General features: G+C 59.6%; 25 protein-coding genes. 21 read left to right on the top strand and 4 right to left on the bottom strand.

The window, feature by feature from the left end:
• Nucleotides 1-23: 23 nt before the first annotated feature.
• Nucleotides 24-935, bottom strand: a complete 912-nt coding sequence (locus tag NAC44_RS08480; RefSeq protein WP_250939978.1) for a LysR family transcriptional regulator — start codon at nt 933-935, stop codon at nt 24-26.
• Between the two features lie 195 nt (nt 936-1,130).
• Between NAC44_RS08480 and NAC44_RS08475 the strand changes: the two genes are divergently transcribed.
• The 7 genes from NAC44_RS08475 to mmsB all read left to right on the top strand — a co-directional run bounded on the left by NAC44_RS08475 (nt 1,131) and on the right by mmsB (nt 8,303).
• The gene (locus tag NAC44_RS08475) at nt 1,131-2,336 is read left to right on the top strand and encodes an ABC transporter substrate-binding protein (RefSeq protein WP_250939977.1); all 1,206 of its coding nucleotides are present in this window, start codon (nt 1,131-1,133) and stop codon (nt 2,334-2,336) included.
• A gap of 12 nt (nt 2,337-2,348) precedes the next feature.
• Complete coding sequence (locus NAC44_RS08470) at nt 2,349-3,137, top strand: ABC transporter ATP-binding protein (RefSeq protein WP_250939976.1); 789 nt, start codon at nt 2,349-2,351, stop codon at nt 3,135-3,137.
• A gap of 1 nt (nt 3,138) precedes the next feature.
• Nucleotides 3,139-3,840, top strand: coding sequence for an ABC transporter ATP-binding protein (locus NAC44_RS08465; RefSeq protein WP_250939975.1), 702 nt, complete (start codon nt 3,139-3,141; stop codon nt 3,838-3,840).
• 3 nt (nt 3,841-3,843) lie between these two features.
• The gene (locus NAC44_RS08460) at nt 3,844-4,731 is read left to right on the top strand and encodes a branched-chain amino acid ABC transporter permease (RefSeq protein ID WP_250939974.1); all 888 of its coding nucleotides are present in this window, start codon (nt 3,844-3,846) and stop codon (nt 4,729-4,731) included.
• Nucleotides 4,732-4,824: 93 nt separating this feature from the next.
• Entirely contained in the window at nt 4,825-5,745 is a 921-nt protein-coding gene (locus tag NAC44_RS08455) for a branched-chain amino acid ABC transporter permease (RefSeq protein WP_250940520.1), read from the top strand.
• A 67-nt stretch (nt 5,746-5,812) separates the two neighbouring features.
• Nucleotides 5,813-7,408, top strand: a complete 1,596-nt coding sequence (locus NAC44_RS08450; RefSeq protein ID WP_250939973.1) for a GMC family oxidoreductase — start codon at nt 5,813-5,815, stop codon at nt 7,406-7,408.
• Nucleotides 7,409-7,424: 16 nt separating this feature from the next.
• Complete coding sequence (mmsB, locus tag NAC44_RS08445; RefSeq protein WP_250939972.1) at nt 7,425-8,303, top strand: 3-hydroxyisobutyrate dehydrogenase; 879 nt, start codon at nt 7,425-7,427, stop codon at nt 8,301-8,303.
• A 60-nt stretch (nt 8,304-8,363) separates the two neighbouring features.
• On the opposite strand, the gene rhaI is transcribed toward mmsB, so the two are convergent.
• Nucleotides 8,364-9,656: an L-rhamnose catabolism isomerase gene (rhaI, locus tag NAC44_RS08440; protein WP_250939971.1), complete on the bottom strand. Its 1,293-nt coding sequence runs from the start codon at nt 9,654-9,656 to the stop codon at nt 8,364-8,366.
• A gap of 43 nt (nt 9,657-9,699) precedes the next feature.
• Nucleotides 9,700-11,811 carry a bifunctional rhamnulose-1-phosphate aldolase/short-chain dehydrogenase gene (locus NAC44_RS08435; RefSeq protein WP_250939970.1) on the bottom strand — a complete coding sequence of 704 codons (2,112 nt, stop codon included), beginning with the start codon at nt 11,809-11,811 and terminating at the stop codon, nt 9,700-9,702.
• A 199-nt stretch (nt 11,812-12,010) separates the two neighbouring features.
• Here NAC44_RS08435 and NAC44_RS08430 point away from each other — a divergent pair, with 199 nt between their 5' ends.
• The 8 genes from NAC44_RS08430 to NAC44_RS08395 all read left to right on the top strand — a co-directional run bounded on the left by NAC44_RS08430 (nt 12,011) and on the right by NAC44_RS08395 (nt 20,522).
• Complete coding sequence (locus NAC44_RS08430) at nt 12,011-12,823, top strand: DeoR/GlpR family DNA-binding transcription regulator (RefSeq protein WP_250939969.1); 813 nt, start codon at nt 12,011-12,013, stop codon at nt 12,821-12,823.
• A gap of 57 nt (nt 12,824-12,880) precedes the next feature.
• Nucleotides 12,881-13,900, top strand: a complete 1,020-nt coding sequence (gene rhaS, locus NAC44_RS08425) for a rhamnose ABC transporter substrate-binding protein (RefSeq protein WP_250939968.1) — start codon at nt 12,881-12,883, stop codon at nt 13,898-13,900.
• A 208-nt stretch (nt 13,901-14,108) separates the two neighbouring features.
• Nucleotides 14,109-15,641, top strand: coding sequence for a sugar ABC transporter ATP-binding protein (locus tag NAC44_RS08420; RefSeq protein ID WP_250939967.1), 1,533 nt, complete (start codon nt 14,109-14,111; stop codon nt 15,639-15,641).
• 9 nt (nt 15,642-15,650) lie between these two features.
• Entirely contained in the window at nt 15,651-16,649 is a 999-nt protein-coding gene (locus NAC44_RS08415; protein WP_250939966.1) for an ABC transporter permease, read from the top strand.
• Nucleotides 16,646-17,689, top strand: coding sequence for an ABC transporter permease (locus tag NAC44_RS08410; RefSeq protein WP_250939965.1), 1,044 nt, complete (start codon nt 16,646-16,648; stop codon nt 17,687-17,689). Before NAC44_RS08415 ends, NAC44_RS08410 begins: the two co-directional genes overlap by 4 nt.
• A gap of 4 nt (nt 17,690-17,693) precedes the next feature.
• A complete protein-coding gene (rhaM, locus tag NAC44_RS08405; protein ID WP_250939964.1) occupies nt 17,694-18,026 on the top strand; it encodes an L-rhamnose mutarotase in 333 nt (110 codons plus the stop codon).
• The gene (locus NAC44_RS08400; RefSeq protein WP_250939963.1) at nt 18,023-19,411 is read left to right on the top strand and encodes an FGGY-family carbohydrate kinase; all 1,389 of its coding nucleotides are present in this window, start codon (nt 18,023-18,025) and stop codon (nt 19,409-19,411) included. The genes rhaM and NAC44_RS08400 overlap by 4 nt, the downstream gene beginning before the upstream one ends.
• A 103-nt stretch (nt 19,412-19,514) precedes the next feature.
• Nucleotides 19,515-20,522 (top strand): Gfo/Idh/MocA family protein, encoded by a 1,008-nt coding sequence (locus tag NAC44_RS08395; protein ID WP_250939962.1) that lies wholly within the window; start codon nt 19,515-19,517, stop codon nt 20,520-20,522.
• A 95-nt stretch (nt 20,523-20,617) separates the two neighbouring features.
• On the opposite strand, the gene NAC44_RS08390 is transcribed toward NAC44_RS08395, so the two are convergent.
• Nucleotides 20,618-20,818, bottom strand: a complete 201-nt coding sequence (locus NAC44_RS08390; protein WP_250939961.1) for a hypothetical protein — start codon at nt 20,816-20,818, stop codon at nt 20,618-20,620.
• 264 nt (nt 20,819-21,082) lie between these two features.
• On the opposite strand from NAC44_RS08390, the gene NAC44_RS08385 reads away from it, so the two are divergent.
• From NAC44_RS08385 to NAC44_RS08360, 6 genes are all read left to right on the top strand, one after another.
• Nucleotides 21,083-21,784, top strand: a complete 702-nt coding sequence (locus tag NAC44_RS08385) for a GntR family transcriptional regulator (RefSeq protein WP_250939960.1) — start codon at nt 21,083-21,085, stop codon at nt 21,782-21,784.
• A gap of 87 nt (nt 21,785-21,871) precedes the next feature.
• Entirely contained in the window at nt 21,872-22,705 is an 834-nt protein-coding gene (locus NAC44_RS08380) for a transporter substrate-binding domain-containing protein (protein ID WP_250939959.1), read from the top strand.
• A gap of 136 nt (nt 22,706-22,841) precedes the next feature.
• Entirely contained in the window at nt 22,842-23,507 is a 666-nt protein-coding gene (locus tag NAC44_RS08375) for an amino acid ABC transporter permease (protein ID WP_250939958.1), read from the top strand.
• Between the two features lie 11 nt (nt 23,508-23,518).
• Entirely contained in the window at nt 23,519-24,184 is a 666-nt protein-coding gene (locus NAC44_RS08370; protein WP_250939957.1) for an amino acid ABC transporter permease, read from the top strand.
• A 193-nt stretch (nt 24,185-24,377) separates the two neighbouring features.
• Complete coding sequence (locus NAC44_RS08365; protein WP_250939956.1) at nt 24,378-25,154, top strand: amino acid ABC transporter ATP-binding protein; 777 nt, start codon at nt 24,378-24,380, stop codon at nt 25,152-25,154.
• 33 nt (nt 25,155-25,187) lie between these two features.
• Nucleotides 25,188-26,108 carry an aminotransferase class IV gene (locus tag NAC44_RS08360; RefSeq protein WP_250939955.1) on the top strand — a complete coding sequence of 307 codons (921 nt, stop codon included), beginning with the start codon at nt 25,188-25,190 and terminating at the stop codon, nt 26,106-26,108.
• Nucleotides 26,109-26,129: the final 21 nt, after the last annotated feature.

Raw genomic sequence — 26,129 nt, 5'->3', positions numbered from 1 at the left:
TGCCAGTCTCCTGAATGCCAGCATCATGTCCTGTCGAGATGCAGGAAGCGGGCGCGATTGTCCTGAACACTCATGCGCAGAAACTGCATGACGGACCGCACGCGGGGCACGTGCAAAAGATCATTGTGGCAGACGATCCAGTAATGGCGGTCGAGCAGCAGATCGGGCAGAACGGGCTTGAGCTGCGGATATTGCTCGGCAATGAATTTCGGCAACACACACACGCCAAGCCCGTTCAGCGTTGCCGTCAGCTGGGCAAAGATGCTGGAGCTTTGAAAGGCGGGGCGGATGCGCTTGTGGATGTCGTCGAGATAATCCAGCCCCGGGGCAAAGATCATGTCCTGAATATAGCCGATAAAGGCGTGGTTCAGCAGGTCTTCCGGGGTTTCTGGCATGTCATGGGCCAGAAGATAGGCCTCGGAAGCATAGATGCTCAGCTGATATTGTGTCAGAAGTTCATGATGATAAGGCCCTGCCTTGGGCGGATCGAGCACCACGGCCAGATCGGCTTCCTTGCGCGACAGCGACATGATCTGCTGGATCGTCACCAGTTCCAGCGCAATGGCGGGATGAAGTGCCGCAAGCGCGGTCAGATGATGGCTGAAGAAGAAATTGGAAAAACCTTCCGGTGCGGAAAGCCGCACTACGCCACGCTGCAGGGCCGAGCCATCGGCGGCCTCGTCCTGCAGGCGGGCGGCCTCCAGCTCTACCTTTTCGGCAGTTTCGACAAAGCGATGGCCAATCGGCGTCAGCACATAGCCGCGCGGATTGCGCTCGAACAGCTTGACCTTGAGGGCAAATTCCAGCCGGTCGATGCGTCTCAGCACCGTGGGATGGCTGCTGCGCAATTGCCGCGCCGCCGTTGACAATTGTCCGGTGCGCGCCACCGCGAGAAAGAACTGCAGATCGTCCCAGGTGAATTGCGTCCGGTTCATTTGTCCTCCCGTCTGTTCAAAAATGAACAGGACCTGTTTGGAATTTATAAGCGTAAAGAGTTGCGTCAAGCGGTGAAATCTTCAATCATGGTTTAGCTGAGGCTGTTTTGAGGAGAACAGCCGAACATTCGGGAGAGTTCATCAGCGGGGCAAATACCTGATTTGCCTGTGCAATCTCTGGGGAGGAGATCGGATATGCGTAAAATGCTTCTGGCGTCGGTCGCGATGGTCATCGCGGGCGCGGTTAACGCCTTTGCCGCTGGCGCGTCGGACGGTGTGGTCAAGATCGGCATTCTGAACGACCAGTCGGGGGTCTATGCCGATTTCGGCGGCAAATCCTCGGTCGAAGCTGCCAAGATGGCGGTGGAGGATTTTGGCGGCAAGGTGCTGGGCGTGCCGATCGAAATCGTCGATGCCGACCATCAGAACAAGCCGGATATTGCCTCCAACATCGCACGCCGCTGGTTCGATACCGACCATGTGGATGCGATCATGGAACTGACGACCTCCTCCGTGGCGCTGGCGGTTCAGGCCATCGCCAAGGAAAAGAAGAAGATCGACATCGTCACCGGCGCGGCCACGACCGATCTCACCGGCAAACAATGCAGCCCCTATGGTTTCCACTGGGCCTATGACACCCATGCGCTGGCCGTCGGCACCGGCGGTGCGCTGGTGAAGCAGGGCGGCAATACCTGGTTCTTCCTGACGGCGGATTATGCCTTCGGCTATTCGCTGGAAGAGCAGACCAGCGAGTTCATCAAGGCCAATGGCGGCAAGATTTTAGGTTCGGTGCGCCATCCGCTTGGCACATCCGATTATTCCTCCTTCCTGTTGCAGGCACAGTCTTCCGGCGCCAAGGTCATCGGGCTTGCCAATGCCGGGGCCGATACACAAAACGCCATCAAGCAGGCGGCGGAGTTTGGCATTACCCAGAACGGCCAGCGCCTTGCCGCGCTGCTCTTCACCCTGTCTGAAGTGCACGGGCTGGGCCTCAAAGCCGCTCAGGGCCTGACGCTGACGGAGGCCTATTACTGGGACCGCAATGATGAAAGCCGCAAATTTGCCGAGCGCTTCATGAAGCGCACCGGCAAGATGCCGAACATGATCCATGCCGGAACCTATTCTGCCGTGCTGCAATATCTGAAAGCCGTCAAGAAGGCAGGCACCGACGATACGGAGGCCGTGGCCAAGGAACTGCATGAAATGCCGGTCAATGATGTCTTCACTGAGAACGGCACGGTCGGGGCCAATGGCAGCATGATCCATGACATGTATCTTCTGGAAGTGAAAAAGCCGGAAGAAAGCAAGAAGCCCTGGGATTATTACAAGGTTCTGGCCACCATTCCCGGCAAGGAAGCCTATATCGACCCGGCCAAGAGCGGTTGCGATCTCGTCAAGTAAACGGTGGTATGCATGACACAGGTTTCTGTCGGACCTGCCGTGTCGTCCTCACCGCGGGTGGTGCTTTCCGCCCGCGGTCTGAGGAAGGATTTTGGCGGCTTCAGCGCGGTGCGCAATGTCGATCTCGATGTCCATGACGCCCGCGTTCACGCGCTGATCGGCCCGAACGGCGCCGGCAAGACCACGGTTTTCAATCTTCTGACCAAATTTCTGCAGCCGACATCTGGAACCATCACGCTGATGGGCGAGGACATCACCCGCACCGCAGCGGATAAGGTGGCGCGGCGCGGCCTGGTGCGGTCCTTCCAGATTTCGGCGGTGTTTCCGCATCTGACGGTGCTGGACAATGTGCGCGTGGCGCTGCAACGGCCAAACCGGCTGGCGCATCAGTTCTGGCGGCCGCTCTCGGCACTGGAGGGGCTGAACAGCCGCGCCGACCAGCTTTTGACCATGGTGGGGTTGATGAAGGAGCGCGACCGTCCGGCGGCGGACCTCTCCTATGGCCGCAAGCGCGTGCTGGAAATCGCCACCACGCTGGCGCTTGACCCGAAAGTGCTGCTGCTGGACGAGCCGCTGGCGGGCATGGGCCAGGAAGATATCGCCGTCATTGCCAATCTGATCCGCGAGGTGGCGAAAACCCGCGCCGTGCTGATGGTGGAGCACAATCTGTCGGTGGTGGCCGATCTCTGCCATTCGGTCACGGTGCTGCAACGGGGCGAGATTCTGGCCGAAGGCGATTATGAGACGGTGAGCCGCGATCCGCGCGTGCGCATCGCCTATATGGGAACGGAGGAGAGTTGAGATGGCAGCCCTTCTCGACATCAAAGGCCTCAATGCCTGGTATGGCGAAAGCCACGTTCTGCATGGGGTGGATATGAGTGTGGCGGAGGGGGAAACCGTCACCCTTCTTGGACGAAACGGTGTGGGCAAGACGACGACGCTGCGCACCATCATCGGCATCATCCGCGCCCGCAAGGGTGAAATCCGCTTTGCCGGCAAGGATATGATCGCCGTGCCGCTGCACCGCACCGCCCATCACGGCATCGGTTTCGTGCCGGAGGAGCGCGGCATTTTCTCCTCGCTCACCGTGCTGGAAAACCTGATGCTGCCGCCGGTCGTCGGCCCGGATGGCATGGGGGTGGAGGAGATTTTCGAGCTGTTTCCCAATCTTTACGAGCGCCGCTCCAGTCCCGGCACAAGGCTTTCCGGCGGCGAGCAGCAGATGCTGGCCATTGCCCGCACCTTGCGCACGGGCGTGAAAATGCTGTTGCTGGACGAGCCGACCGAAGGGCTTGCCCCTGTCATTGTCCAGCGCATCGGCGAGGTTTTGCGCGCGTTGAAAAACCGCGGCATGACCATCCTTCTGGTGGAACAGAATTTCCGCTTCGCCAGCCGTGTCGCCGACCGTTTCTATCTGATGGATCATGGGCAGGTGGTCAATGAATTTCCGGTTTCGGATCTGCCGGAACGGATGGACACGCTCAATCGCGTGCTGGGGGTGTAAGCCATGACGATGATTTTCGGCATTCCGCTGCCAGCTCTGCTTGGCCAATTGCTGATCGGCCTGATCAACGGCTCTTTCTATGCGCTTTTGTCGCTGGGGCTGGCGATCATCTTCGGCATGTTGCGCATCATCAATTTCGCCCATGGGGCGCAATATATGCTCGGCGCCTTTGCCGCCTATCTGCTGTTGACCCTGACCGGTCTCGGCTTCTGGGGTGCGCTGTTCATCGCGCCGCTGATCGTCGGCTTTTTCGGCGTGGTGATCGAGCGGCTGTTTCTAAGGAGACTTTATGGGCTCGATCCGCTTTACGGCCTGCTCTTTACCTTCGGTCTGGCGCTGACGCTGGAAGGCACGTTTCGCTATGTCTACGGTTCCTCCGGCCAGCCCTATGCCACGCCTGCGGGGCTGACCGGCGGCACCAATCTCGGCTTCATGTTCATGCCGAATTATCGCGGCTTCGTCGTCATCGCCTCGCTGATCGTGTGTATCGGCACCTGGTTTCTCATCGAAAAGACCAGGCTCGGCGCCTATCTTCGTGCGGCGACGGAAAATGCCACGCTGGTGCAGGTCTTCGGCGTCAATGTGCCGGTGCTGCTCACCCTGACCTATGGGCTGGGCGTGGCGCTGGCGGCGCTGGCGGGCGTGCTGGCCGCGCCGATCTATCAGGTCTCGCCGCTGATGGGCTCCAACATCATCATCGTCGTCTTTGCCGTGGTGGTGGTCGGCGGCATGGGCTCGATCATGGGGGCCATCGTCACCGGCTATCTGCTCGGCATTGCCGAGGGCCTGACCAAGGTCTTTTACCCGGAGGCCTCAAGCATCGTGATTTTCGTCATCATGGCCTTCGTGCTGCTGCTGCGCCCGGCCGGCATGTTTGGCAGGGAGGCCTGAATGAGCAAGACCGTTTCCCCCAATGTCCCATCACGTGACGCCCCGCCGCTTGCCGAAACGGCTCCGACCGGCAGGAGCGCCCGGCTGGTGGTGATGCTTGTGGCGCTGGCGCTGCTTCTGGCCGCTCCCTTCTTCGTCTATCCCGTGTTCCTGATGAACCTCATCTGCTTTGCCCTCTTTGCCTGCGCCTTCAATGTGCTGTTGGGCTATACGGGGCTGTTGTCCTTCGGCCATGCCGCCTTTTTCGGCGGTGCGGCCTATTTCACCGCCCATGCGGTGAAGGAATGGGGCCTGTCACCGGAGCTTGGCATCCTCACCGGCGTGGCAGGCGCTGCCCTTCTCGGGCTGATCATGGGCTATTTCGCCATTCGCCGTCAGGGCATTTATTTTTCCATGATCACGCTGGCGCTGTCGCAGATGTTCTTCTTCTTTTGCGTTCAGGTGCCCTTTACCCATGGGGAAGATGGCATCCAGTCCGTGCCGCGCGGCCATCTTTTCGGGCTCGTCGATCTCGATCGCCCGCTTGGCATGTATTACACGGTGGCGGGCATTTTCGTCATCGGCCTGTTTTTCATCTGGCGCTTCGTCCATTCGCCCTTCGGCATGATCCTCCGCTCGATCCGGGAAAACGAGCAGCGCGCCATTTCGCTTGGCTATTCGGTGGCACGCTACAAGCTCGGCGCTTTCGTCTTTTCCGCCAGCCTTGCCGGGCTTGCCGGGGCGGTGAAGGCGCTGGTCTTCCAGTTTGCCACGCTGACCGATGTCGCCTGGCAGATGTCGGGAGAGGTGATCCTGATGACGCTGCTTGGCGGCATCGGCACGATGTTCGGGCCGATTTTCGGCGCGGCACTGGTGATCGCCCTTGGCAATTACCTCGCCACCACCGGCTTTCCGGTGACGATCATCACCGGCCTCGTCTTCATGGTCTGCGTCATCCTGTTTCGCCGTGGCCTTGTCGGCGAGTTCAACGCCTCGCGGCTGGCGCAGAAACTGGGGCTGTCCGACAGATCGTAATTTTTTCGTTGTCAGAAGGGTGCAAGGCAAGACCGGTCAAACCGGAAGCGTCCTTGCGGGAAAAACTATGGACCATTTCGATTATATCATTATCGGCGCAGGCTCTGCCGGATGCGTTCTGGCCAACCGGCTGGCGGCAAACCGTGAGCATCGCGTTCTGCTGATCGAGGCCGGCGGCAAGGACAATTACCACTGGATTCACATTCCGGTCGGCTATCTCTATTGCATCAACAATCCGCGCACCGACTGGTGTTTTTCAACCGAAAAGGAAGAGGGGCTGAACGGTCGGGCGCTGAATTATCCACGCGGCAAGGTGCTGGGCGGCTGCTCCTCCATCAATGGCATGATCTATATGCGCGGGCAGGCGCGCGATTATGATCTGTGGCGGCAGATGGGCTGCGAGGGCTGGGGCTGGGACGATGTGCTGCCCTATTTCAGGAAGTCCGAGGATTTTTACAAGGGCGCGGACGGGCTGCATGGGGCAGGCGGCGAGTGGCGGGTGGAGCGGGCGCCGGTGCGCTGGGCTGTGCTCGATGCCTTCCGGCAGGCGGCCAAGGAAGCGGGCATTCCCGAAACCGAGGATTTCAATCGCGGTACCAATGAGGGCAGCAGCTATTTCGATGTCAACCAGCGCTCCGGCGTGCGCTGGAATACGGCGAAGGCCTTTCTCAGACCGGCGCTGCAACGCGGCAATCTGACGGTGCTGACCAAGGCCCAGGCAGAGCGGCTGATCATCGAGGAAGACCGGATCACCGGCGTCGAACTGCGCCATGATGGGCTGACGAAACGGTTTTTCGCCCGGCGCGAAACGGTGCTGAGTGCTGGCGCCATCGGCTCGCCGCATCTTCTGGAGCTTTCGGGCATCGGCAATGGTGCCGTGTTGCAGCGGGCAGGTGTCGAGCTTCGCCATGATCTGCCCTCTGTTGGTGAGAATTTGCAGGATCACTTGCAGTTGCGCGTGGTGTTCAAGGTGACGGGCGTGCCGACCCTGAACGAAAAGGCGTCTTCCCTGTTCGGCAAGGCGGCAATCGGGCTTGAATATCTCGTCCGCCGCTCCGGTCCGATGGCGATGGCGCCAAGCCAGCTTGGCATTTTCACCCGCTCCGGCCCGGAGAAGGAAACGCCGGATCTGGAATTTCACGTCCAGCCGGTGTCGCTCGACAAGTTTGGCGACAAGGTTCACCCGTTTCCGGCAATCACCGCCAGCGTCTGCAATCTCAGGCCCGAAAGCCGTGGCTCGGTGCATCTGCGCGCACCGGATTTTGCCCTTCAGCCCGCGATTGCGCCGCATTATCTGACGACGGAAAGCGATCGGGAGGTGGCGGTAAAATCCATCCGCCTTGCCCGCCACATTGCCGCCCAGCCGTCTTTTGCCCGGTTTCAGCCGGAGGAATATAAGCCCGGCAGCCAGATCGACAGCGATGAGGGGCTGAAAAAGGCGGCAGGCGATATCGGCACGACGATTTTCCATCCGGTCGGCACTTGCCGCATGGGGGCGGATCAGGAGAGCGTCGTCGATACGCGTCTCAGGTTGCGCGGCCTCAAGGGGTTGCGCATTGCCGATGCCTCGGTCATGCCCTCCATTCCTTCCGGCAACACCAATTCCCCGACGATCATGATTGCCGAAAAGGCTGCCGAGATGATCCTGGCGAACAATCGATAAACGGAGGAGACAGGCTATGGCGACAATCGCATTTATCGGGCTTGGCAATATGGGTCTGCCGATGGCGGGCAATCTTGTGCGCGCCGGTCATCAGGTCAGGGGCTTCGATCTTGCCGCCGAAGCGCGGGCTGCCGCGCAGGATCTTGCCGTGCCGGTGGCGAACACTCTGGTTGAGGCATGTGACGAGGCCGATGTCATCATCACCATGTTGCCAGCGGGGCGACATGTGCTTACCGTCTGGGCAGAGCTGATCGAGACAGCTGGTCCCGGCACGCTGCTGATCGACTGCTCAACCATCGATGTCGACAGCGCCCGCAAGGCCCATCTTCTGGCGGAAGGCAAAAGCCTTGTCACGCTCGATGCACCGGTTTCCGGCGGCACGGGTGGGGCGGCGGCTGGCACCTTGACCTTCATGGCGGGCGGCAGCGAAGAGGCGTTTCAGCGCGCGCTGCCCGTTCTTGAGGCCATGGGCAAGAAGATCGTCCATTGCGGCGCGGCAGGCGCGGGGCAGGCGGCGAAAATCTGCAACAACATGATCCTCGGTATCTCGATGATCGGTGTGTGCGAAGCCTTTGCGCTTGGCGAAAAACTCGGGCTTTCGCATCAGGCGTTGTTCGATGTCGCCTCCACCTCGTCCGGCCAGTGCTGGTCGTTGACCTCCTATTGCCCGGTGCCAGGCCCGGTTCCGGCCTCACCCGCCAACCGGGATTATCGCCCCGGCTTTGCTGCTGCTTTGATGTTGAAAGACCTGCGCCTTGCCCGCGAAGCCGCCCTTGCCAGTGGCGCTGAAACGCCGCTGGGCGACCATGCCGCCCGTCTTTATGAACGCTTCGACGAAGACGGTTACGGCAGCCGGGATTTTTCCGCCATTATCGAAATGCTGCGACATGGGTAGGGCGGCAAAGCTGAAAAACCTCGCCCGCGCCCCACATCCACTTTTCAGACAATGCCGCTTTCAGACAATGCCGCCGCTGCCGCCTTTGACGGGCGGGCGGCTTTTGCCCACCTGCGCCCGGTAGCCGCTGGCGCGATAGGCGCTGACGGGGTCGATGGCCCCGCCTTTTTGCCGCCGGGCTTCGGCCAGGATCGGCTCGACATCGGTGCGGAAAGCGCGTTTCAGCGTTTCTGTGGCCATCAGCGCATCGTTTTCATCCTGATACCCGTCAAGGGCGGCGCGATCCACCAGCAGCGCCTGGGCATAGGCGCGGCGGATTTCATTGGCGCTTGCCATCAGGCTTTCGATGGGATCGGTGACATTGTGGCTCTGGTCGATCATATGGGCCGGGTGAAAGCCCTTGATGCCGCGATATTCGGCATCGACCAGTTCGTTGAACACCAGAAACAGGCGATAGGGATCGACGGACCCGGCATCGAGATCGTCATCGCCATATTTGCTGTCGTTGAAATGGAAGCCGCCCAGCTTGCCGAACTGGATGAGCCGGGCGACGATCATTTCGATATTGGTATTGGGGGCATGATGGCCGAGATCGACAAGGCAGAAGGCTTTCTCCCCCAACGTTTGCGCAATCAGGTAATTCGTGCCCCAATCCTGCACCACGGTAGAATAAAAGGCGGGCTCATACATCTTGTGTTCGGAAAAAAGCCGCCAGTCCTGCGGCAATGCCTGATAAATCTCGCCCATGGCGTCGAGATAGCGCTCGAAGGCGCGGGTGAAATGGCTCTGGCCGGGAAAGTTCGAACCGTCGCCAATCCAGACCGTCAGGGCTTTCGAGCCGATGGCCTTGCCGATCTCGATGCATTCGAGATTGTGTTCGACCGCCTGACGGCGCGTTGCCGCATCGACATGGGAAAGCGAGCCGTATTTATAGGACCGGGCCTGATCCGGCGCATCGGAAAACGTGTTGGAATTCATTGCGTCGAAACCAAGGCCCAGCGCATCGCCATGGGCTTTCAGCGCTTTCGGGTCGGCCTTGTCCCATGGAATATGCAGGGAAACCGTCGGCGTTGCCCGCGTCAATTGCTGGATGACGCTGCAATCCTCCAGCTTGTCGAAGATATGGCGCGGTTCGCCAGGGCCGGGAAAACGGGCAAAGCGCGTGCCACCCGTGCCGACCCCCCAAGAGGGCACGGCGACGAAAAAATCCGCCACTTTCGCCGTGATGGCCCCGATATCGATGCCACTGCGGGCCAGTTTCGCCCCCAGCGCCTCATAATCGCTTTTCAGGGCTGCGGCACGCCTGTCATTGTCGCTGGCGATGATATCGCCGGAAATCTTGAGATCCGTCATTGGCTCCTCCCGAGCATATCCTGTCTATATCCAGCCCGTGATTTTACCGCGTAAAACTCTGGGCGTTTCCGGCATCGACATTGATGATATTGCCGGTGGATTTGGCCGAAGCATCCGAAGCGAGGAAATAGATGGCTTCGGCAATGTCGTCCGGCAGCACGTTGAGCTTCAGCATCGAGCGCTTGCGGTAATGTTCCTCCAGCTCGTCCACCTCGATTTTTGAGGAGGCGGCGCGCTGTTCACGCCATTCGCCGTTCCAGATTTTCGAGCCGCGCAGCACCGCATCCGGGTTGACCGTGTTGACGCGGATGCCGGCTTCGGCCCCTTCCAGTGCAAGGCAGCGGGCGAGGTGGATTTCTGCTGCCTTGGCGGTGCAATAGGCCGAGGCATTGGGGGAGGAGGCAAGCCCGTTTTTCGAGGCGACGAAGACGACATTGCCGCCCAGAGCCTGACGGCGAAACAGGCGAAAGGCCTCGCGCGAGACGAGGAAGTAACCGGTGGCGAGAATGTCGATATTTTTCTCCCACATGGCAAGCGTCGTTTCTTCCACCGGGGCGGATGAGGCAATCCCGGCATTGGAAACGAGAATGTCGACGCCTCCGAATTCCACCGCAGCCTCGGCAAAGGCGGCAATCACCGCATCTTCCCGGGTCACATCCAACACGAGGCTGCGCACGGCATCGCCGGTAAAGCGTTTGGCAAAATCCTCCTCAGTGGCCGAAAGCGCGGCCTGATCGATATCGGCCAGCACCACACAGGCGCCTTCCGCCGCCAGCCGTTCTGCCGTGGCGCGGCCAATGCCGCCCGCGCCGCCGGTGATGAAGGCCACCCGTCCGGCAAGGCTTTTTGGTTTCGGCATGCGTTGCAGCTTGGCCTCTTCCAGAAGCCAGTATTCGATATCGAAGGCCTCCTGTTCCGGCAGGCCCTGATACTCGGACACGGTGGAGGCGCCGCGCATGACATTGATGGCGTTGACGTAAAATTCTCCGGCAATGCGGGCCGTCGCCTTGTCCTTGGCAAAGGACATCATGCCGACGCCGGGAATGAGAAAGATCACCGGGTTTGGATCGCGCATATTGGGCGAATTGTCGTGGCGGCAGCTCTGGTAATAGCGGCTGTAATCGGCGCGGTAATCGTTGAGAGCCTTGTCCAGACCGGCAATGACGGCCTCGATATCGGGTTTCGCCGGATCGAAATCGAGGATCAGCGGGCGGATTTTCGTGCGCAGGAAATGATCGGGGCAGGAGGTGCCGAGCGCGCCGAGTGGTTTCAACGCATGGGAATTGACGAATTCAAGCACGGCGTCCTGATCGTCGAAATGGCCAAGCTTGCGCTCTGCCTTGCCGATGCGGCCGCGAATTTCCGGCATCAATCTGGCTGCAATCGCCCGGCGCTCTGTTGGCGGCAGGCTTTCGGTGGCCGCACCTGCGAAAATCACCTTGCCTTCGGTTTCACGGGCAAACCAGGCAATCGCCTTGTTGATGATCTCCAGCGTCAGTTCATAACAGGACTTGGCGTCATTGGCCCAGGTGAAGAGGCCATGGCTTTCCAGCACCACGCCTCTGGCATGCGGATTGTCGCGGACAAAGGCTTCGAGATCGAGACCGAGCTGAAAGCCCGGACGCCGCCAGGGCAGCCAGCCGATATCATCCCCGAAAATCTGCTGAGTCAGCGCGCGCGAATTCTTTGCGGCGGCAATGGCGATGATCGCATCCGGATGCATGTGATCGACATGGGTGAAGGGCACGAAGCCATGCAGCGGTGTGTCGATGGAGGCGGCGCGCGGATTGAGGTTGAAGGTGCAGTGCGGCAGGAACCCGACCATGCGGTCTTCGTCGTGAACGCCCTGATAAATGCCCTTCAGGGCCTCCAGCTTGTCCTGATAGAGGGTGGCGAAACCATCGAGCCTGATCGTGCCGACATCGCCACCGGAGCCCTTGACCCAGAGCACCTTGACCATATGGCCGCTCAAGGGGTCTTTTTCCATGACCTTGGCGGAGGTGTTGCCGCCGCCGTAATTGGTGATGCGCTTGTCGGCGCCCAGAAGATTGGAGCGGTAGAGCAGCTTGCCGGGCTCATCGAGCGTGGCGGCGTAAGCGTCATCCCAGCGGTTTTCGAGCAGGCGATTCTGGCCCGTCAGGTTTTGGCCCGTCATATGGCATCCTCCCGATATGGTGTTATGCGCCCTCTTGCGGGCATGTCTCCATCCATGCTTGGTATTGCGCAAGGACCACAGCATTGTCAATCAATAACGATCATTATTTTCCATATTGCGGCGCAATATAATCTTTTTTGATCGAAAATGATTGACGAAGACAAAAGTTTCTGACCTATTAACCGGCAGGAGGACCAGCATGCACGAACGTGAGCGCCATCGCATTATCTTGAGCGCGATCCAGGAAAAGCCTGTGATCACGGTGCAGGATATCGCCGAACTGACGGAAGCGTCGGAGGCGACGATCCGTCGTGATATCGCGGCGCTGCATGTGCAGGGCAAGCTGAGACGGGTGCGCGGCGGGGCGGAAGCGCTGCATCCACCGCAGATCGGCAATCTGGCGGCGCGGCCTTTTCGGGTGTCGGAATCGATCAATATCGATCGCAAGCGCGCAATCGCCCGCGCCGCCGTCGAGCTTTGCGCCGAGGGTGATTCGATTGTCATCAATGGTGGCACCACGACATTTCAGATGGTGCATTTCATGGCGGCGCGCCGTCTTCAGGTAATGACCAATTCCTTCGCCATTGCCGAACATCTGGTCAAACATTCCAAATGCACGGTGAATGTGCCGGGTGGTGCGATCTATCGGGACCAGAGCCTCATTCTGTCGCCCTTCGACAATGACGGCATTCGCAATTTTTACGGCAAGCGCATGTTTGTCGGGGCGCAGGGCATCAGCGCGCTTGGCGTGATGGAGCCGGATGCGCTGGTGATCCAAAGCGAACAGCGCTTGATGCGGCAGGTGGATGAGCTGGTCGTCATGGTCGATTCCAGCAAATTCGCCAGACGGTCCAGCATGATCCTGTGCCCGCTGGACAGGGTTTCAACCCTCATCACCGATGACGGCATCAGTGATGAGGCGGCGGCGATGATCGAGGCGGCAGGCGTGACCTTGCTGACCGCGAAGCCGCACCTGTCGGCGAAGACGGAAGAGGAACCGTCTGTCGCCTGAGACGGGAGACATCAACAACGGGCCGCAGAGGAGTGCGGCCTTGAGAGGGAGGAAGCAATGAAACTGACGAGACGTCTTTTTGCCACGGCAGCCGTAGCACTCACCATGAGCGCAGGGCTTGCCCCGGTGATGGCCCCGGTGGTTGCCCATGCCGCCGATATGAAGATCGCCCTGGTGGTGAAATCGCTCGGCAACGGCTTTTTCGAAGCCGCCGACAAGGGCGCGGAAGAAGCCGCCAAGGAACTGGGCGGGGTGAAAATCATCTATACCGGCCCGACCACGACCACGGCGGAAGGCCAGATCGAGGTGATCAATTCGCTGATCGCACAAGGGGTGGATGCGATTGCCATTTCCGCCAATGACCCGGATGCGGTGGTGCCGGCGCTGAAAAAGGCGATGAGCCGCGGCATCAAGGTCATTTCCTGGGATTCGGGCGTGGCGCCTGCCGGGCGCATCATGCATCTCAACCCGTCCTCCAATGCGCTGATCGGCAAGATGTGCCTGAAGCTTGCCGCCGATCACCTGCCGGATGGCAAGGGTGATTTCGCCATTCTCTCGGCCACCACCACCTCGACCAACCAGAATATCTGGATTGGCGAGATGAAGAAGCAGCTCAAGGATTTTCCCGGTCTGAAGCTCGTCACTACGGTCTATGGCGACGATCTGGCCGATAAGAGCTATCGTGAGGCCAAGGGCATTCTGACCTCCCATCCCGAGGTCAAGGTCATCGTTGCGCCGACCACGGTGGGCGTGCTTGCGGCCTCGCAGGCGGTCAAGGATGCGGGCATGATCGGCAAGGTCTATGTCACCGGTCTCGGTCTGCCCTCTGAAATGGCCGGCGCGATCAAATCCGGCGCCACGAAGGAATTCGCCATCTGGAACCCGATCGACCTCGGCTATACCGCAACCGAAATCGCCTATCATCTGGTCAAGGGCGATGCCACCGGCAAGCCCGGAACCACCGTTCCGGCAGGCCGCATGGGCACAATCAAGATTGGCGACAATGGCGAGGCGGCCATGGCCGATCCCTTCATTTATGACGCCAAGAACATCGACAAGTTCTCGAAGATTTTCTGAAGTCTTAGTGTCTGTTTGACCCGGCATCTGCCCCCCTCACGCTGTGGCTTGGGGGGCGTGCCAAGCTTCAAAACGGGTGTCGAACCATGACGGCGCCGTGTATTTTAAAATGCACGGAGACATGCCGTCCCTGTTTCACTTTGCTGTCTGATCATCCTCGAACCTCATCGGGTTCGGGGCCTGATTGAGCAGCCGGGATCGATCGATCATGAGCGTGCAAAGCCTGAAATCTCCACCCGCCGCCTTGAGCCCGGTGCAGCCGGTGCTGGACATGCGTGGCATTTCCCAGATCTTTCCGGGCGTCAAGGCGCTGGATGGGGTTGATATTGCCCTTTATCCCGGTCAGGTGACGGCGCTGATCGGGGAAAACGGGGCGGGAAAATCCACGCTGGTGAAAATTCTCACCGGCATCTATCGCCCGAATGAGGGCGAGATCCGGATTGATGGCGCGCCCGTGCGCTTCATGAGCGCGCAAGACGCTATCGATGCCGGTGTCACCGCCATTCATCAGGAAACCGTGCTGTTTGACGAATTGACGGTTGCGGAAAACATCTTTCTTGGCCATGCGCCGAAAAACCGCTTCGGCCTGATCGACTGGCGCGCCATCATGGCCCGGTCGCGGGCGCTGATGGCCTCGCTCGAATGCCGGATCGATCCGGCCATGCGGCTCAAGGATCTGTCGATTGCCGAGCGGCATCTGGTGGCGATTGCCCGGGCGCTGTCGGTCGAGGCGCGCATCGTCATCATGGATGAGCCGACAGCGGCCTTGTCGCGCAAGGAGATCGACGATCTCTTCCGCATCGTCAACACGCTCAAGGCGCAGGGCAAGGCGATCCTGTTCATCAGCCACAAATTCGATGAGCTTTATGATATCGCCGAGCGCTATGCCGTGTTTCGCGATGGCCGCATGGTCGGCGCGGGCCTTTTGCAGGAGACACCGCAGGACGAGATCGTCCGGTTGATGGTGGGGCGCGACGTGCATGACGTCTTTCCCAAGGTCAGCGTCGAGATCGGCGCGCCGGTGCTGAAGGTCGAAGGGTTTTGCCATCCGACAGAATTTGCCGATATCTCTTTTACGCTGCGCAAGGGGGAAATTCTCGGGCTTTACGGGCTGATCGGGGCGGGACGGTCGGAACTCTGTCAGGCGCTGTTCGGCATCACCCGACCCTCTTCCGGCAGGCTCGAACTGGAGGGACGGGCGCTATCGATATCCTCCACTGCCAACGCCATTGCCGCAGGCATCGTCTATGTGCCGGAAGAGCGCGGCCGCCACGGGCTGGCGCTGGCCATGCCGATCTATCAGAACATGTCGCTGCCTTCGCTGAAACACACCTCACGCAGAGGCTTTTTGCGCGCGGCGGAGGAATTGCGCCTTGCCCGCCATTATGCCGAGCGGCTCGATCTGCGCGCAGCCGCCCTTTCCGTTCCGGTTGGCACATTGTCCGGCGGCAATCAGCAGAAGGTGGTGATCGGCAAATGGCTGGCGACACGGCCAAAGGTGATCATTCTCGATGAGCCGACCAAGGGCATCGACATCGGCTCCAAGGCCGCTGTGCACGGGTTTATTTCGGAACTTGCGGCAGAAGGCCTGTCGATCATCATGATCTCGTCGGAACTGCCGGAAATTCTCGGCATGGCCGACCGGGTGATGGTGATGCGTGAGGGGCGTATGGCCGGGCTTTTCCCGCGCGCGGGGCTGACACCGGAAATTCTGGTGCGCGCCGCCACCGGCAATCTGTGAGGAGATGAGATGAAAATCCTGTTTCGCCATCGAGAAGTCGTGCTCGGCCTGATCATCGCCCTGTTGGTGGCGCTGTTTGCCAGCCGGGCCGAGGGGTTTGCCTCGCTGCACAATCTCGCCGGTATTTTCAATGACAGCGCCATTCTGATCATTCTGGCGCTGGGGCAGATGGTGGTCATCCTGACCAAATCCATCGATCTGTCGGTGGCGGCCAATCTGGCCTTTACCGGCATGGCGGTCGCCATGCTGGATGCGGCCCATCCCGGTCTGCCGCTGGCGCTATTGATCGTTATAGCCCTTTTGATCGGGGCCGTGCTCGGCGCGCTGAACGGCTATCTGGTCTGGTGGCTCGGCATTCCTTCGATTGTCGTCACCCTTGGTACGCTGACAATTTATCGCGGCATGGCCTTTGTTCTGTCCGGCGGCGCCTGGGTCAATGCCAATCAGATGACGCCGGGCTTTCTCAACATGCCGCGTCAGATTGTTCTCGGCCTGCCCGTCATGTCCTGGCTTGCCATCGGTATCGTGCTTATGGCCTGGCTGGTGATGACACGCACCTCCTTCGGGCGGGCGGCCTATGCGGCGGGCGGCAATCCGGTGGCAGCCGTCTATACCGGGATCGATATCGGCCGCACCCGGTTTTTCGCCTTCGTCCTCTCCGGGACACTGTCGGGGCTGGCCGGTTATCTCTGGGTATCGCGTTATGCGGTGGCCTATGTCGATCTCGCCAACGGTTTCGAACTGGATACGGTGGCGGCCTGCGTCATCGGCGGCATTTCCATTGCCGGTGGCATTGGCAGCGTGGCGGGAACCCTGCTGGGGGCGCTGTTTCTCGGCGTGATCAAGAATGCCCTGCCGGTGATCGGCATCTCTCCCTTCGCGCAAATGGCGATTTCCGGCTTCGTCATCGTGCTGGCCGTGGTGTTCAATGCCCGCGCCGAACGTCGCAAGGGTCGCATCATCCTGCGCCAGCATTCACAACTCCCGGCAAAAGAGGTGGCGGCATGACCCATCTGTCTTCCGAAATCACAGCCCAATCCGCGGCCAAAGAGCAGCGCGCATCCCGCCGCTCCATTCCCGACCGGCTGCAAAGTCCGCTCCGGCGGCTGTTCAACAGCTGGGAATGCCTGCTGTTGGGCGTGGCCGTGGCCATCTTCATCGCCAATGCCTTTGCCTCTCCCTATTTCCTCAATGTCTGGAACCTCTCCGACGCCACCTATAATTTCACCGAAAAGGCAATGATTGCTTTCGCCATGGCCCTCTTGGTGATTGCAGGCGAAATCGACCTGTCGGTGGCGGCGATCATTGCTTTGGCCTCCACCGCCATGGGGGCGGCGGCACAAGTGGGCTTCGGCACACCGGCGCTGGTGGTGATCGGGCTTGGTGTCGGGCTTGTCTGCGGGGCGATCAACGGCCTGCTGGTCGCCGGACTGAAATTGCCATCCATCGTCGTCACCATCGGCACAATGAGCCTGTTTCGCGGGCTTTCCTATATCGTGCTGGGCGACAAGGCCTATGGCCATTACCCGGACAGTTTCGGCTATTTCGGACAGGGCTATGTCGTCTGGGCGTTTTCCTTTGAATTCGTGCTGTTTGTTCTGATGGCCTGTATTTTTGCGGTGGTGCTGCATGCCACGAATTTCGGCCGCCAGATCTTCGTTATCGGCAACAATGAATTTGCCGCGCGCTTTTCCGGCATTCCGGTGGAGCGGGTGAAATTCATCCTCTTCCTTTTGACCGGGCTGATGAGCGGCATAGCCGGGATCTGCCTCACCGCGCGGCTCGGCTCCACCCGGCCCTCGATTGCCCAGGGTTTTGAGCTGGAGGCGATCACCATGGTGGTTCTGGGCGGCGTGGCGATCACAGGCGGTGCGGGCACGATCGGCGGTGTGGTGATTGCTGCTTTCGTCATGGGCCTCGTCACTTTCGGGCTTGGGTTGTTGAACGTGCCGGGCATCGTCATGTCGATCTTCATCGGCCTGCTTTTGATCGTCACCATCGCGCTGCCCATCCTGTTGCAGCGTCTGCGCCACACATTCGGGAGCTGAAATCATGGAAACCGAACGCTATGCCTTCAAGATGCAGCTCAATCCCGGCATGGAAGAGGAATATCGCAGGCGCCATGACGCGATCTGGCCCGAGCTGGTCGCCCTGTTGCACGAGGCCGGTATCAGCGATTATACCATCCATCTCGACCGCGAGACCGGTACGCTGTTCGGTTGCCTGACAAGGCGCAAGGACCATAGAATGGCAAGCCTGCCCGAGCATCCGGTGATGCAGCGCTGGTGGCGGCATATGGCCGATATCATGGCCACTCATCCCGATTTGTCACCGGTCGCCATCGATCTCGTGCCGCTGTTTTTCATGCCCGGTCCTGATCGATGACGGAGTATCGCCACATCGCCGTTATCGATATCGGCAAGACCAATGCCAAACTGGTTGTGCTCAATGCGGCGGACGGGCGCGAAATCGCCAGCCGCCGCACACCCAACCGGGTTCTTTACGGCCCGTCCTATCCACATTTCGATGTCGAGGGTCTGTGGCGCTTTATTCTCGATGGTCTGTGGGCCTTTGCCGAGAAGCCGGGCTATGATGCCATTTCCATCACCACCCATGGCGCCAGCGCCGTTCTGCTGGATGAAGGGGGTGCGCTTGCCCTGCCGGTGCTGGATTATGAGCATGCCTATCCCGATGCAATCGTCATGGACTATAACCGGCTGCGGCCGGATTTTTCGCAAACCCTGTCGCCGCGCCTGCCGGGCGGGCTCAATCTCGGCGCACAGCTTCATTATCAGTCCTGCTGTTTTGCCGGTGATTTTGCCCGCGTGTCTTCCATTCTGACCTATCCGCAATACTGGGCTTTCCGCCTGAGTGGTGTCATGGCCTGCGAAGTGACTTCGCTCGGCTGCCACACCGATCTCTGGTGTCCGGGAGAGGGCCGGTTTTCAGGCCTCGTCGATAGGCTCGGGATCCGGGAGAGGCTTGCGCCTTTGCGCTCGGCCTTCGATGTGCTTGGCCCCTTGCGGGCGGAGTTGGTCCGCGACATCGGACTTGAAAGGCCGGTTCCGGTCTATTGCGGCCTGCATGACAGCAATGCCTCGCTGCTGCCGCATCTTCTGCGGGAGAGCCCGCCTTTTACCGTGATCTCGACCGGCACCTGGATCATCGCTTTTGCCGTGGGTGGCAAGGTGCAGGGGCTGGACGAAGGACGCGACACCCTCGCCAATGTCGATGCTTATGGACGCGCCGTGCCGTCGGCGCGTTATATGGGCGGGCGTGAATTCGAGCTTTTGACCAGCGGTATGATGAAACCACCGGAGGCCGATATCGAGGCGGCAGCAGGTGACGTCATTGCCAAAGGGGCGATGCTCTTGCCCAATGTCGTCGAAGGGTCTGGCCCGATACCGGGCATGGCAAGCCTGTGGTTTGACAAGCCGCAGACAGATGCCGGCTATTTTGCCGCCGTCACCCTTTATGCGGCGATGATGACGTCCCTGACGCTTGGTCTTATCGGTTCTGAGGGCAAGATTGTCGTTGAGGGGCCGTTTGCTTCAAACTGGCTTTATCTCAAGGCGCTGGCAGCGCTTTCAGGGCGCAGTATCGCCGTGGCCAGTGAGGCGGCGACCAGCGGAACCGCTGAAGGGGCAGCCCTTCTCACAGGCATCCCTCCAACCGATCTTTCGCAAGAGTTCATTTCCCCTGAAAGTCTTGATCTGTTGGACTATTTCCGGCTTTTTACCACAAGGCTTGCACAGCGCACGAAGCTGTGAAAGGCAAAGGGGTGGCGAGTTTGAAAGAGTTCGCTACGCTGGCGCACAGAAAAGCATTGCAGGGCCGATGGCTGATGCGTCGATGGCTGGAAGGAGAGACATGATGAACCGCACAATCCGATGGGGCGTGCTGGGCTGCGCCCATATTGCCGAAAAGGCGGTGATACCCGCCATTCAGACCAGCCGCCTTGGCCGTGTCGAGGCGATTGCCTCACGCGATGGCGGCAAGGCGAAAGCCATGGCCGAACGCCTCGGCATTGCCAAATCCTATGGCAGCTATGAGGCATTGCTGGCCGATCCCGAGATCGATGCGATCTACAATCCGCTGCCCAACCATCTGCATGTGCCGATGACCATCAAGGCGCTGGAACATGGCAAACCGGTCTTGTGCGAAAAGCCGATTGCGCTCAATGCCGAGGAAACGATGCAGTTGATCGCGGCGCAAAAAAAGACGGGTCTGCAGGTGGCCGAAGCCTTCATGGTACGCCACCATCCGCAATGGCAAAAGGCGCGGGCGCTGATTGCTGAAGGCCGGCTCGGCGAGGTTCGGGCGATCCAGACGGTGTTTTCCTATTATCTCGACGATCCGGACAATGTGCGCAACAAGGCCGATATCGGTGGCGGCGGGCTTTACGATGTCGGCTGCTATGCCATCAACACGGCGCGCTACCTGTTCGATGCCGAACCGATCCGCGCGATTGCGCTTGTGGAACGCGATCCGGAATTCGACACCGACCGGCTGACCAGCGGCATGATTTCCTTCTCGCTGGGGCGGCAACTGGTGTTTACCTGCTCGACCCAGCTTGTCCCGACCCAGAAGGTCACGGTGCTGGGCACGACGGGACGGCTGGAAATTCCCATTCCCTTCAACGCGCCTGCCGATCAGCCGACACGGCTTTTCCTCGACGATGGCAGCAGGCTTGATGGCAGCGGGCGCGAGGAGATCGCCATTGCGCCGGTGGATCAGTATCGCGAACAGGCCGACGCCTTTGCCCATGCGGTGCTTCTCGGTCTGCCGGTTGAAACCGGTCTGGATGATGCGCTGATCAATATGAAAACCATCGACGCGCTGTTCCGCTCCGCCGAAAGCGGCAATTGGGAAATGCCCTGATCGCCATCAAGTGCCTGATCGCCATCAAGTGAGAGTCTGTCAGGTTCAGATTGAACCACGCAGACTCTCATGAATGATGCAGAAAATTAAAAGTGTTACAGCGACCTTTGTGCGCCATATACTGCCTCGCCCCCGGCGGGGTTATGGATATCGGAAAACAGCGCAGATGCCAGGCGGTGACGCGACCCGTGCCAGGCAGACCGGAGGAAGAGACCGGTGGTGACAAGAGCTGCGCGATGGCAGCTTTCTGTCGCCAGAAGCTCGGTTTGTTCCTCTTCGTTCTTTGCAACATTCACGGCGTTTCTCCCTGATGGGCCGGTCATGCGATGCCGAGAAGGGCTGCGGCATGGCCGCTGAGGAAGGTTTCCTGCTCCTTTTCTGTCAGATCTCCATGGAAAGCCGCCGCTGACCGAGGATATGACGAAGCTGTGCCCGGGACAGATGAGGGGATTTGGGGATGGGACACTGGCTCGCAGTTTTTCACCTGATCTTGCCATGCTGAGATTGACGCGCCGAGACGCTTGTGATTGATTGTCAACAATCGACAAGAAGAGGTGAGCGTGAGCGAACCAGCACATGGAAATCTTCTCCGCATTCCAAAGGCGACATTTCGGGCACACATCGTCGATGGTTTGCGCAGCGCAATCCTGAAGGGTGAGATCGTGCCGGGGGCGCCGGTGACGGAGGTGAGCCTTGCCGAGCAGTTCGGCGTCAGTCGCGGTCCGCTGCGCGAGGCCATGCGTCAGTTGATCGACGAGGGGCTTCTGGTAACGGTGCCCTATACGGGAACCCGTGTCGTTGAACTTTCGGTGGAGGATATCCGCGAGATCTATTCCATGCGTGTCACGCTCGAAATTTTTGCCTTCGAGCTTGTCTGGGACAGGCGCGATGATGACTTCCGCCATGCTTTGCTGTCACGCCAGGCACAATTGACGCGCTGCATCGACAGCGGCGACGATATTGCCTCCATCGACGCCGAGTTGCAGCTGCATGGTTTCGTCTATGAGGCGTCCGGACATAAAATCCTGCAAAAGATGTGGGACAGTATAAGGGGCCGGCTTCAGCTTTACTGGGCCGCGCATCACCGGGCGCATGGCATTCGCGGTCCCCGTCGCGACGGTCATGATAGCTATGTCGAGGCTGCACTCGGCCAGAGCCTCGATGTCATGCGCGCGGAAATCCGCGCCCACATGGCCCGTGGCGGGCGGCAGACCGAGGATTTTCTGCTGTCCCTGCAGGACGGAAAGATTGAACAGGACTGAAGACAGAAAGCCAGGCGCATCGCAGCGCAGAGTGGCGCCAAGAAGAGCCGTAAAGGCCGCGATCAGGTTAACCCAGAGGATATGTAGATGAAAACGACACGCAGAGGATTTATCGCCGCAACGACCCTGGCCATGACCGGGCTTGGGGCACCTGCTTTTGCCGACGACGCTTCCACACTCGACCGGATCAGGAAGGACAAGCAGTTGCGCATCGGCGTGACCTCGGCTGAGCCGTGGTTCTTCAAGGATCCGATGACGGAACAATGGACTGGCGTCGGCGTGGCCATGGGCGAAAAGCTTGCCGCCAATCTGGGGGCGACGCTTGTGCCGGTTGAAACGACCTGGGCCAATGCGGTCGCGGCTTTGCAGGCCGATCAGATCGACATCATGTTCGTGCTTGATCCGACCGAAGAGCGCAGAAAGGCGATCGATTTTCCGCAGGCGCCGCTTTTCTATTATGCCATGGGCGCGCTGGTTGCCGCCGATTCTCCGGTGAAAAGCTGGGAGCAACTCGACACGCCAACCACCCGCATCGGCGTCACGCTCGGCACCTCGCTTGACAAGAACATCACCGCCATGGCGAAGAAGGCGGCAATCAGCCGGTTTTCCAACAATGACGAGGCCATTGCCGCCTTTGCCGCCAGACGCGTCGATGTTGTGGTGCAGTTCCACCCGGCGCTGGTGGTGCAATATGCGCGACTGAAGCTCGGCAAGGTCATTCTGCCCACACCCGTCAATCCGGTGCCCACCAGTGCGGGCCTGCGCAAGGAAGCCAATCCGGCCTTCCGCAACTGGGTCAGCGATCAGTTCACCACATTGTATAAAGAAGGCGTGCCGGACCAGATTTTCGACGCCTATCTCAAGTCCAAGAACATCGACCCAACCGGCATTCCCGGTCTGGTCAAGGAAGCCTGGAAATAAGTCTGTTTAAGCTAAGAGAGGAAAGTTCTTCCTCTCTTTCGGCCTCTGCTTTGCCGTCCATCATCTATCTCTACGTCACCGAGGCGCTGATGTCGCCTTATGAGATGAGGGCGCTCATTCCAAGGAACTCCGTTTCATGCGTTATCACTGGGATTTTTCCGGGGTCTGGGCCCGCTCGGACCTGTTGCTGACCGGACTTGTCAATACGATCAAAATCGCCGGGATATCGATTGTTTTCGGGGTAATCGTCGGCTTGCTGCTGGCCTTTCTGAAGCTTTCGCCGAAAAGAGTTTTCTCGGCGCCGGCAACCGTTTTCATCGAATTCTATCGCAACACGCCGCCGATCATCCACTTCTTCTGGTTCTATTATGCGCTGCCGGTGCTGGCCAATATCAGCCTCGATCCGTTTGTCGCGGCGGTGCTGGCCCTGTCCACCCAGTCGGGCGCCTTTTACGCGGAAGTGTTTCGCGGCGGCATCGTTTCCATCGAAAAAGGCCAGTGGGAAGGGGCAAAGGCGCTTGGAATGCGGCCTTTTGCCCTGATGCGCCGGATCATTCTGCCGCAGGCGATGACACGCATGTTTGCGCCCTTTGTCGAGCGGTCCTTCGAGCTGATCAAGACCACCGCGCTCGCCTCGACGCTGGCCTATGCCGATCTTCTTTATCAGGCCATGATGGTCAACAGCGAAACCTTCCGTCCGCTTGAGGTCTATACGACCATTGCCCTGATGTATCTCATCCTGCTTGTGACGGCCAGTACGCTTGCCCGTATCGCCGAAGCGCGCCTGACGGCCTATCGCTGAGGAGCGTGATCATGGATTATCATTTCGATTTTTCTCTGGTGCTGCGCAGTCTGCCGGTGCTGTTGCGCGGGCTGCTGGTCACGGTGGAGCTTTGGGTTCCCAGCATTGTGATCGGCCTGTCTGTCGGGCTGCTTCTGGCGCTGGCGCGGCTGTCGCGCCCGGCCTGGCTCAGGATGGCGAGCCTCACCTATATAGAGCTGTTTCGCGATACACCGGTGCTGATCCAGTTGATCTGGTTCTTTTACGCCTTCCCGATCGTCATCAATGTGCAGCTGACGCCCTTTGCCGCGGCTCTGCTCGGTCTTTCGCTCAATACCTCCGCCTATGGGGCGGAAATCTTCCGTGGCGGCATTCAGTCGATTGCGCCGGGCCAGTGGGAAGGGGCGCGGGCGCTGGGTATGGGACGGGCCAAAATCCTGCAGCGGATCATTCTGCCGCAGGTTTTTCGGCGGATGCTGCCCGCCTTCACCAACCGGGCCATCGAAGTGGCGAAAATGTCGTCGCTCGCATCGGTGCTGTCGGTGCATGAGCTGATGTATCAGGGCCGGCTACTGAGTTCGACCTATTATCGTCCGCTGGAAATTCTGACGACGGTGGCCTTCATCTATTTCGTCCTCATCTATCCCGGCACATGGCTTTCTGCCCGCCTCGAGCGGCGCATGGCCGCAAAGGCCTAGCAGGCTGTTGAAAAAGTCAGGTGGAGCTGAAAATGAGGATGTTTTGGGGAATGAAAGTGTCAAAAAACGGCGCATATAGGCCATATGCAACGCTTTTTTGGCGCTTTTCAATCACCGAAACAGACCAGTTTCAGCCCGGCTCGCCTTTTTCAGCAGCCTGCTAGAGCCAAAGCCTCTCAAGGAGAAGAGCATCATGAGCGAGCCCATTTTGCGCGTCAGTGATCTGCACAAAAATTTCGGCGACATGCCCGTTCTGAAGGGTATCGATTTTTCCGTGGAAGCGGGAGAGCGTATCGCCATCATCGGCGGCAGCGGCTCGGGCAAGAGCACCTTTCTGCGTTGCCTGAACTTTATGGAAATCCCGACCTCCGGCACGATTGCGCTCGATGGAAAAGAGATCGGCGCGGCGCAGGGCAGGGACGGCATGCGGCGCTACCGCGAGAGCGAGCTGTGCGTGGTGCGCGAGCGGGTCGGCATGGTGTTCCAGCAGTTCAACCTGTTCCCGCATATGACCGTATTGGAAAACGCCATGGAAGGGCTGCTCAGCGTCAAGGGCATGAAGCGCGCCGCCGCCCGTGAGCGTGCGACACGGGAGCTGGAAAAGGTCGGTCTTGCCACCAGGCTGGATGCCTATCCCGGCAAACTGTCCGGCGGGCAGCAACAGCGGGTGGCGATTGCGCGTGCGCTTGCCATGGAACCGGAAATTCTGCTTTTCGACGAGCCGACCTCCTCGCTTGATCCGGAACTGGTGGGCGAGGTGCTGCGCGTCATCCGTCAACTGGCCGATGAGGGCCGCACCATGCTGCTCGTCACCCATGAGCTGGGCTTTGCCTATCACTTCGCCACCAAGGTCATTTTCCTGGCCGATGGCGTGTTTCATGAGGTTGGCACGCCGGATGAGGTGCTGAAGACCCCCAAACAGGAGCGCACCCGCGCTTTCCTGCAACGCTTTACCGAATTTGCCTTCTGAATTGGCACAACTCCCATTGCAAGGACCAGAGATATGAATATTGCCGCTGCCAGCAACACAAGCTCTCAAGGCTATGTGGCCGATCACCGCAATGACGATGTGCTGATCTATCTGAACGGTGACTTTTTCAAGCGTGACGAGGCCAAGGTCTCCGTCTTCGATGCCGGTTTCGTGCTGGGTGACGGCGTGTGGGAAGGGGTGCGTCTGGTCAATGGCAAAATCATCGCGCTCGATGAGCATCTCGACCGTCTGTATGAAGGGGCAAACTCCATAGAACTCGATATCGGCATGAGCCGGGACGAGCTGACCGAGGCCCTGTGGCAGACCTTTCGCAAGAACGACATGACCGATGGCGCCCATGCCCGCCTGATGGTGACACGCGGCAAGAAAAAGACGCCGAACCAGGACCCCCGTTTTGCCATGGGAAAGCCAACCATCGTCATTGTTGCCGAATTCAAGATCCCGAAGCCGGAGTCGAAATCCAGGGGCCTGTCGCTGATGACCTCGACCATCCGCTGCAGCACGCCGGATGTGTTCGATCTCAGGCTCAATTCCCACAGCCGGCTGAATTTCATCCATGCGCTCATTCAGGCGATCAATTGCGGGGCCGATGAAGCCTTGATGCTCGATCCGCACGGCTTCGTTGCCAGCTGTAACTCCACCAATTTCTTCATCATTCGTGGGGAGGAGCTGTGGACTTCGACCGGGCGTTACAATTTCAATGGCATTACCCGCAAAAAAGTAATCAAGCTTTATCAGGATGCGGGTTATGTGGTGCGGGAGAAGGATTTTACTCTGGCGGAGGTCTATAGTGCGTCGGAAGCGTTCGTCACCGGCACGCTGGGAGGCATTACGCCGGTGACACGCATCGATGGTCGCATCGTTGGCGCCGGCCAGCCCGGAGCGGTGACGCAGCGTATCGCGGCCCTTTACGACGCTTATCTTCGTGGCTGACGATTTTTGAGGGAATGGAGG

The organism is Allorhizobium sonneratiae (assembly GCF_023700755.1).
GTDB lineage: Bacteria > Pseudomonadota > Alphaproteobacteria > Rhizobiales > Rhizobiaceae > Allorhizobium > Allorhizobium sonneratiae.
The sequence above is the reverse complement of the archived record's forward strand: the minus strand, read 5'-3'. Positions and strand labels throughout refer to the sequence as shown.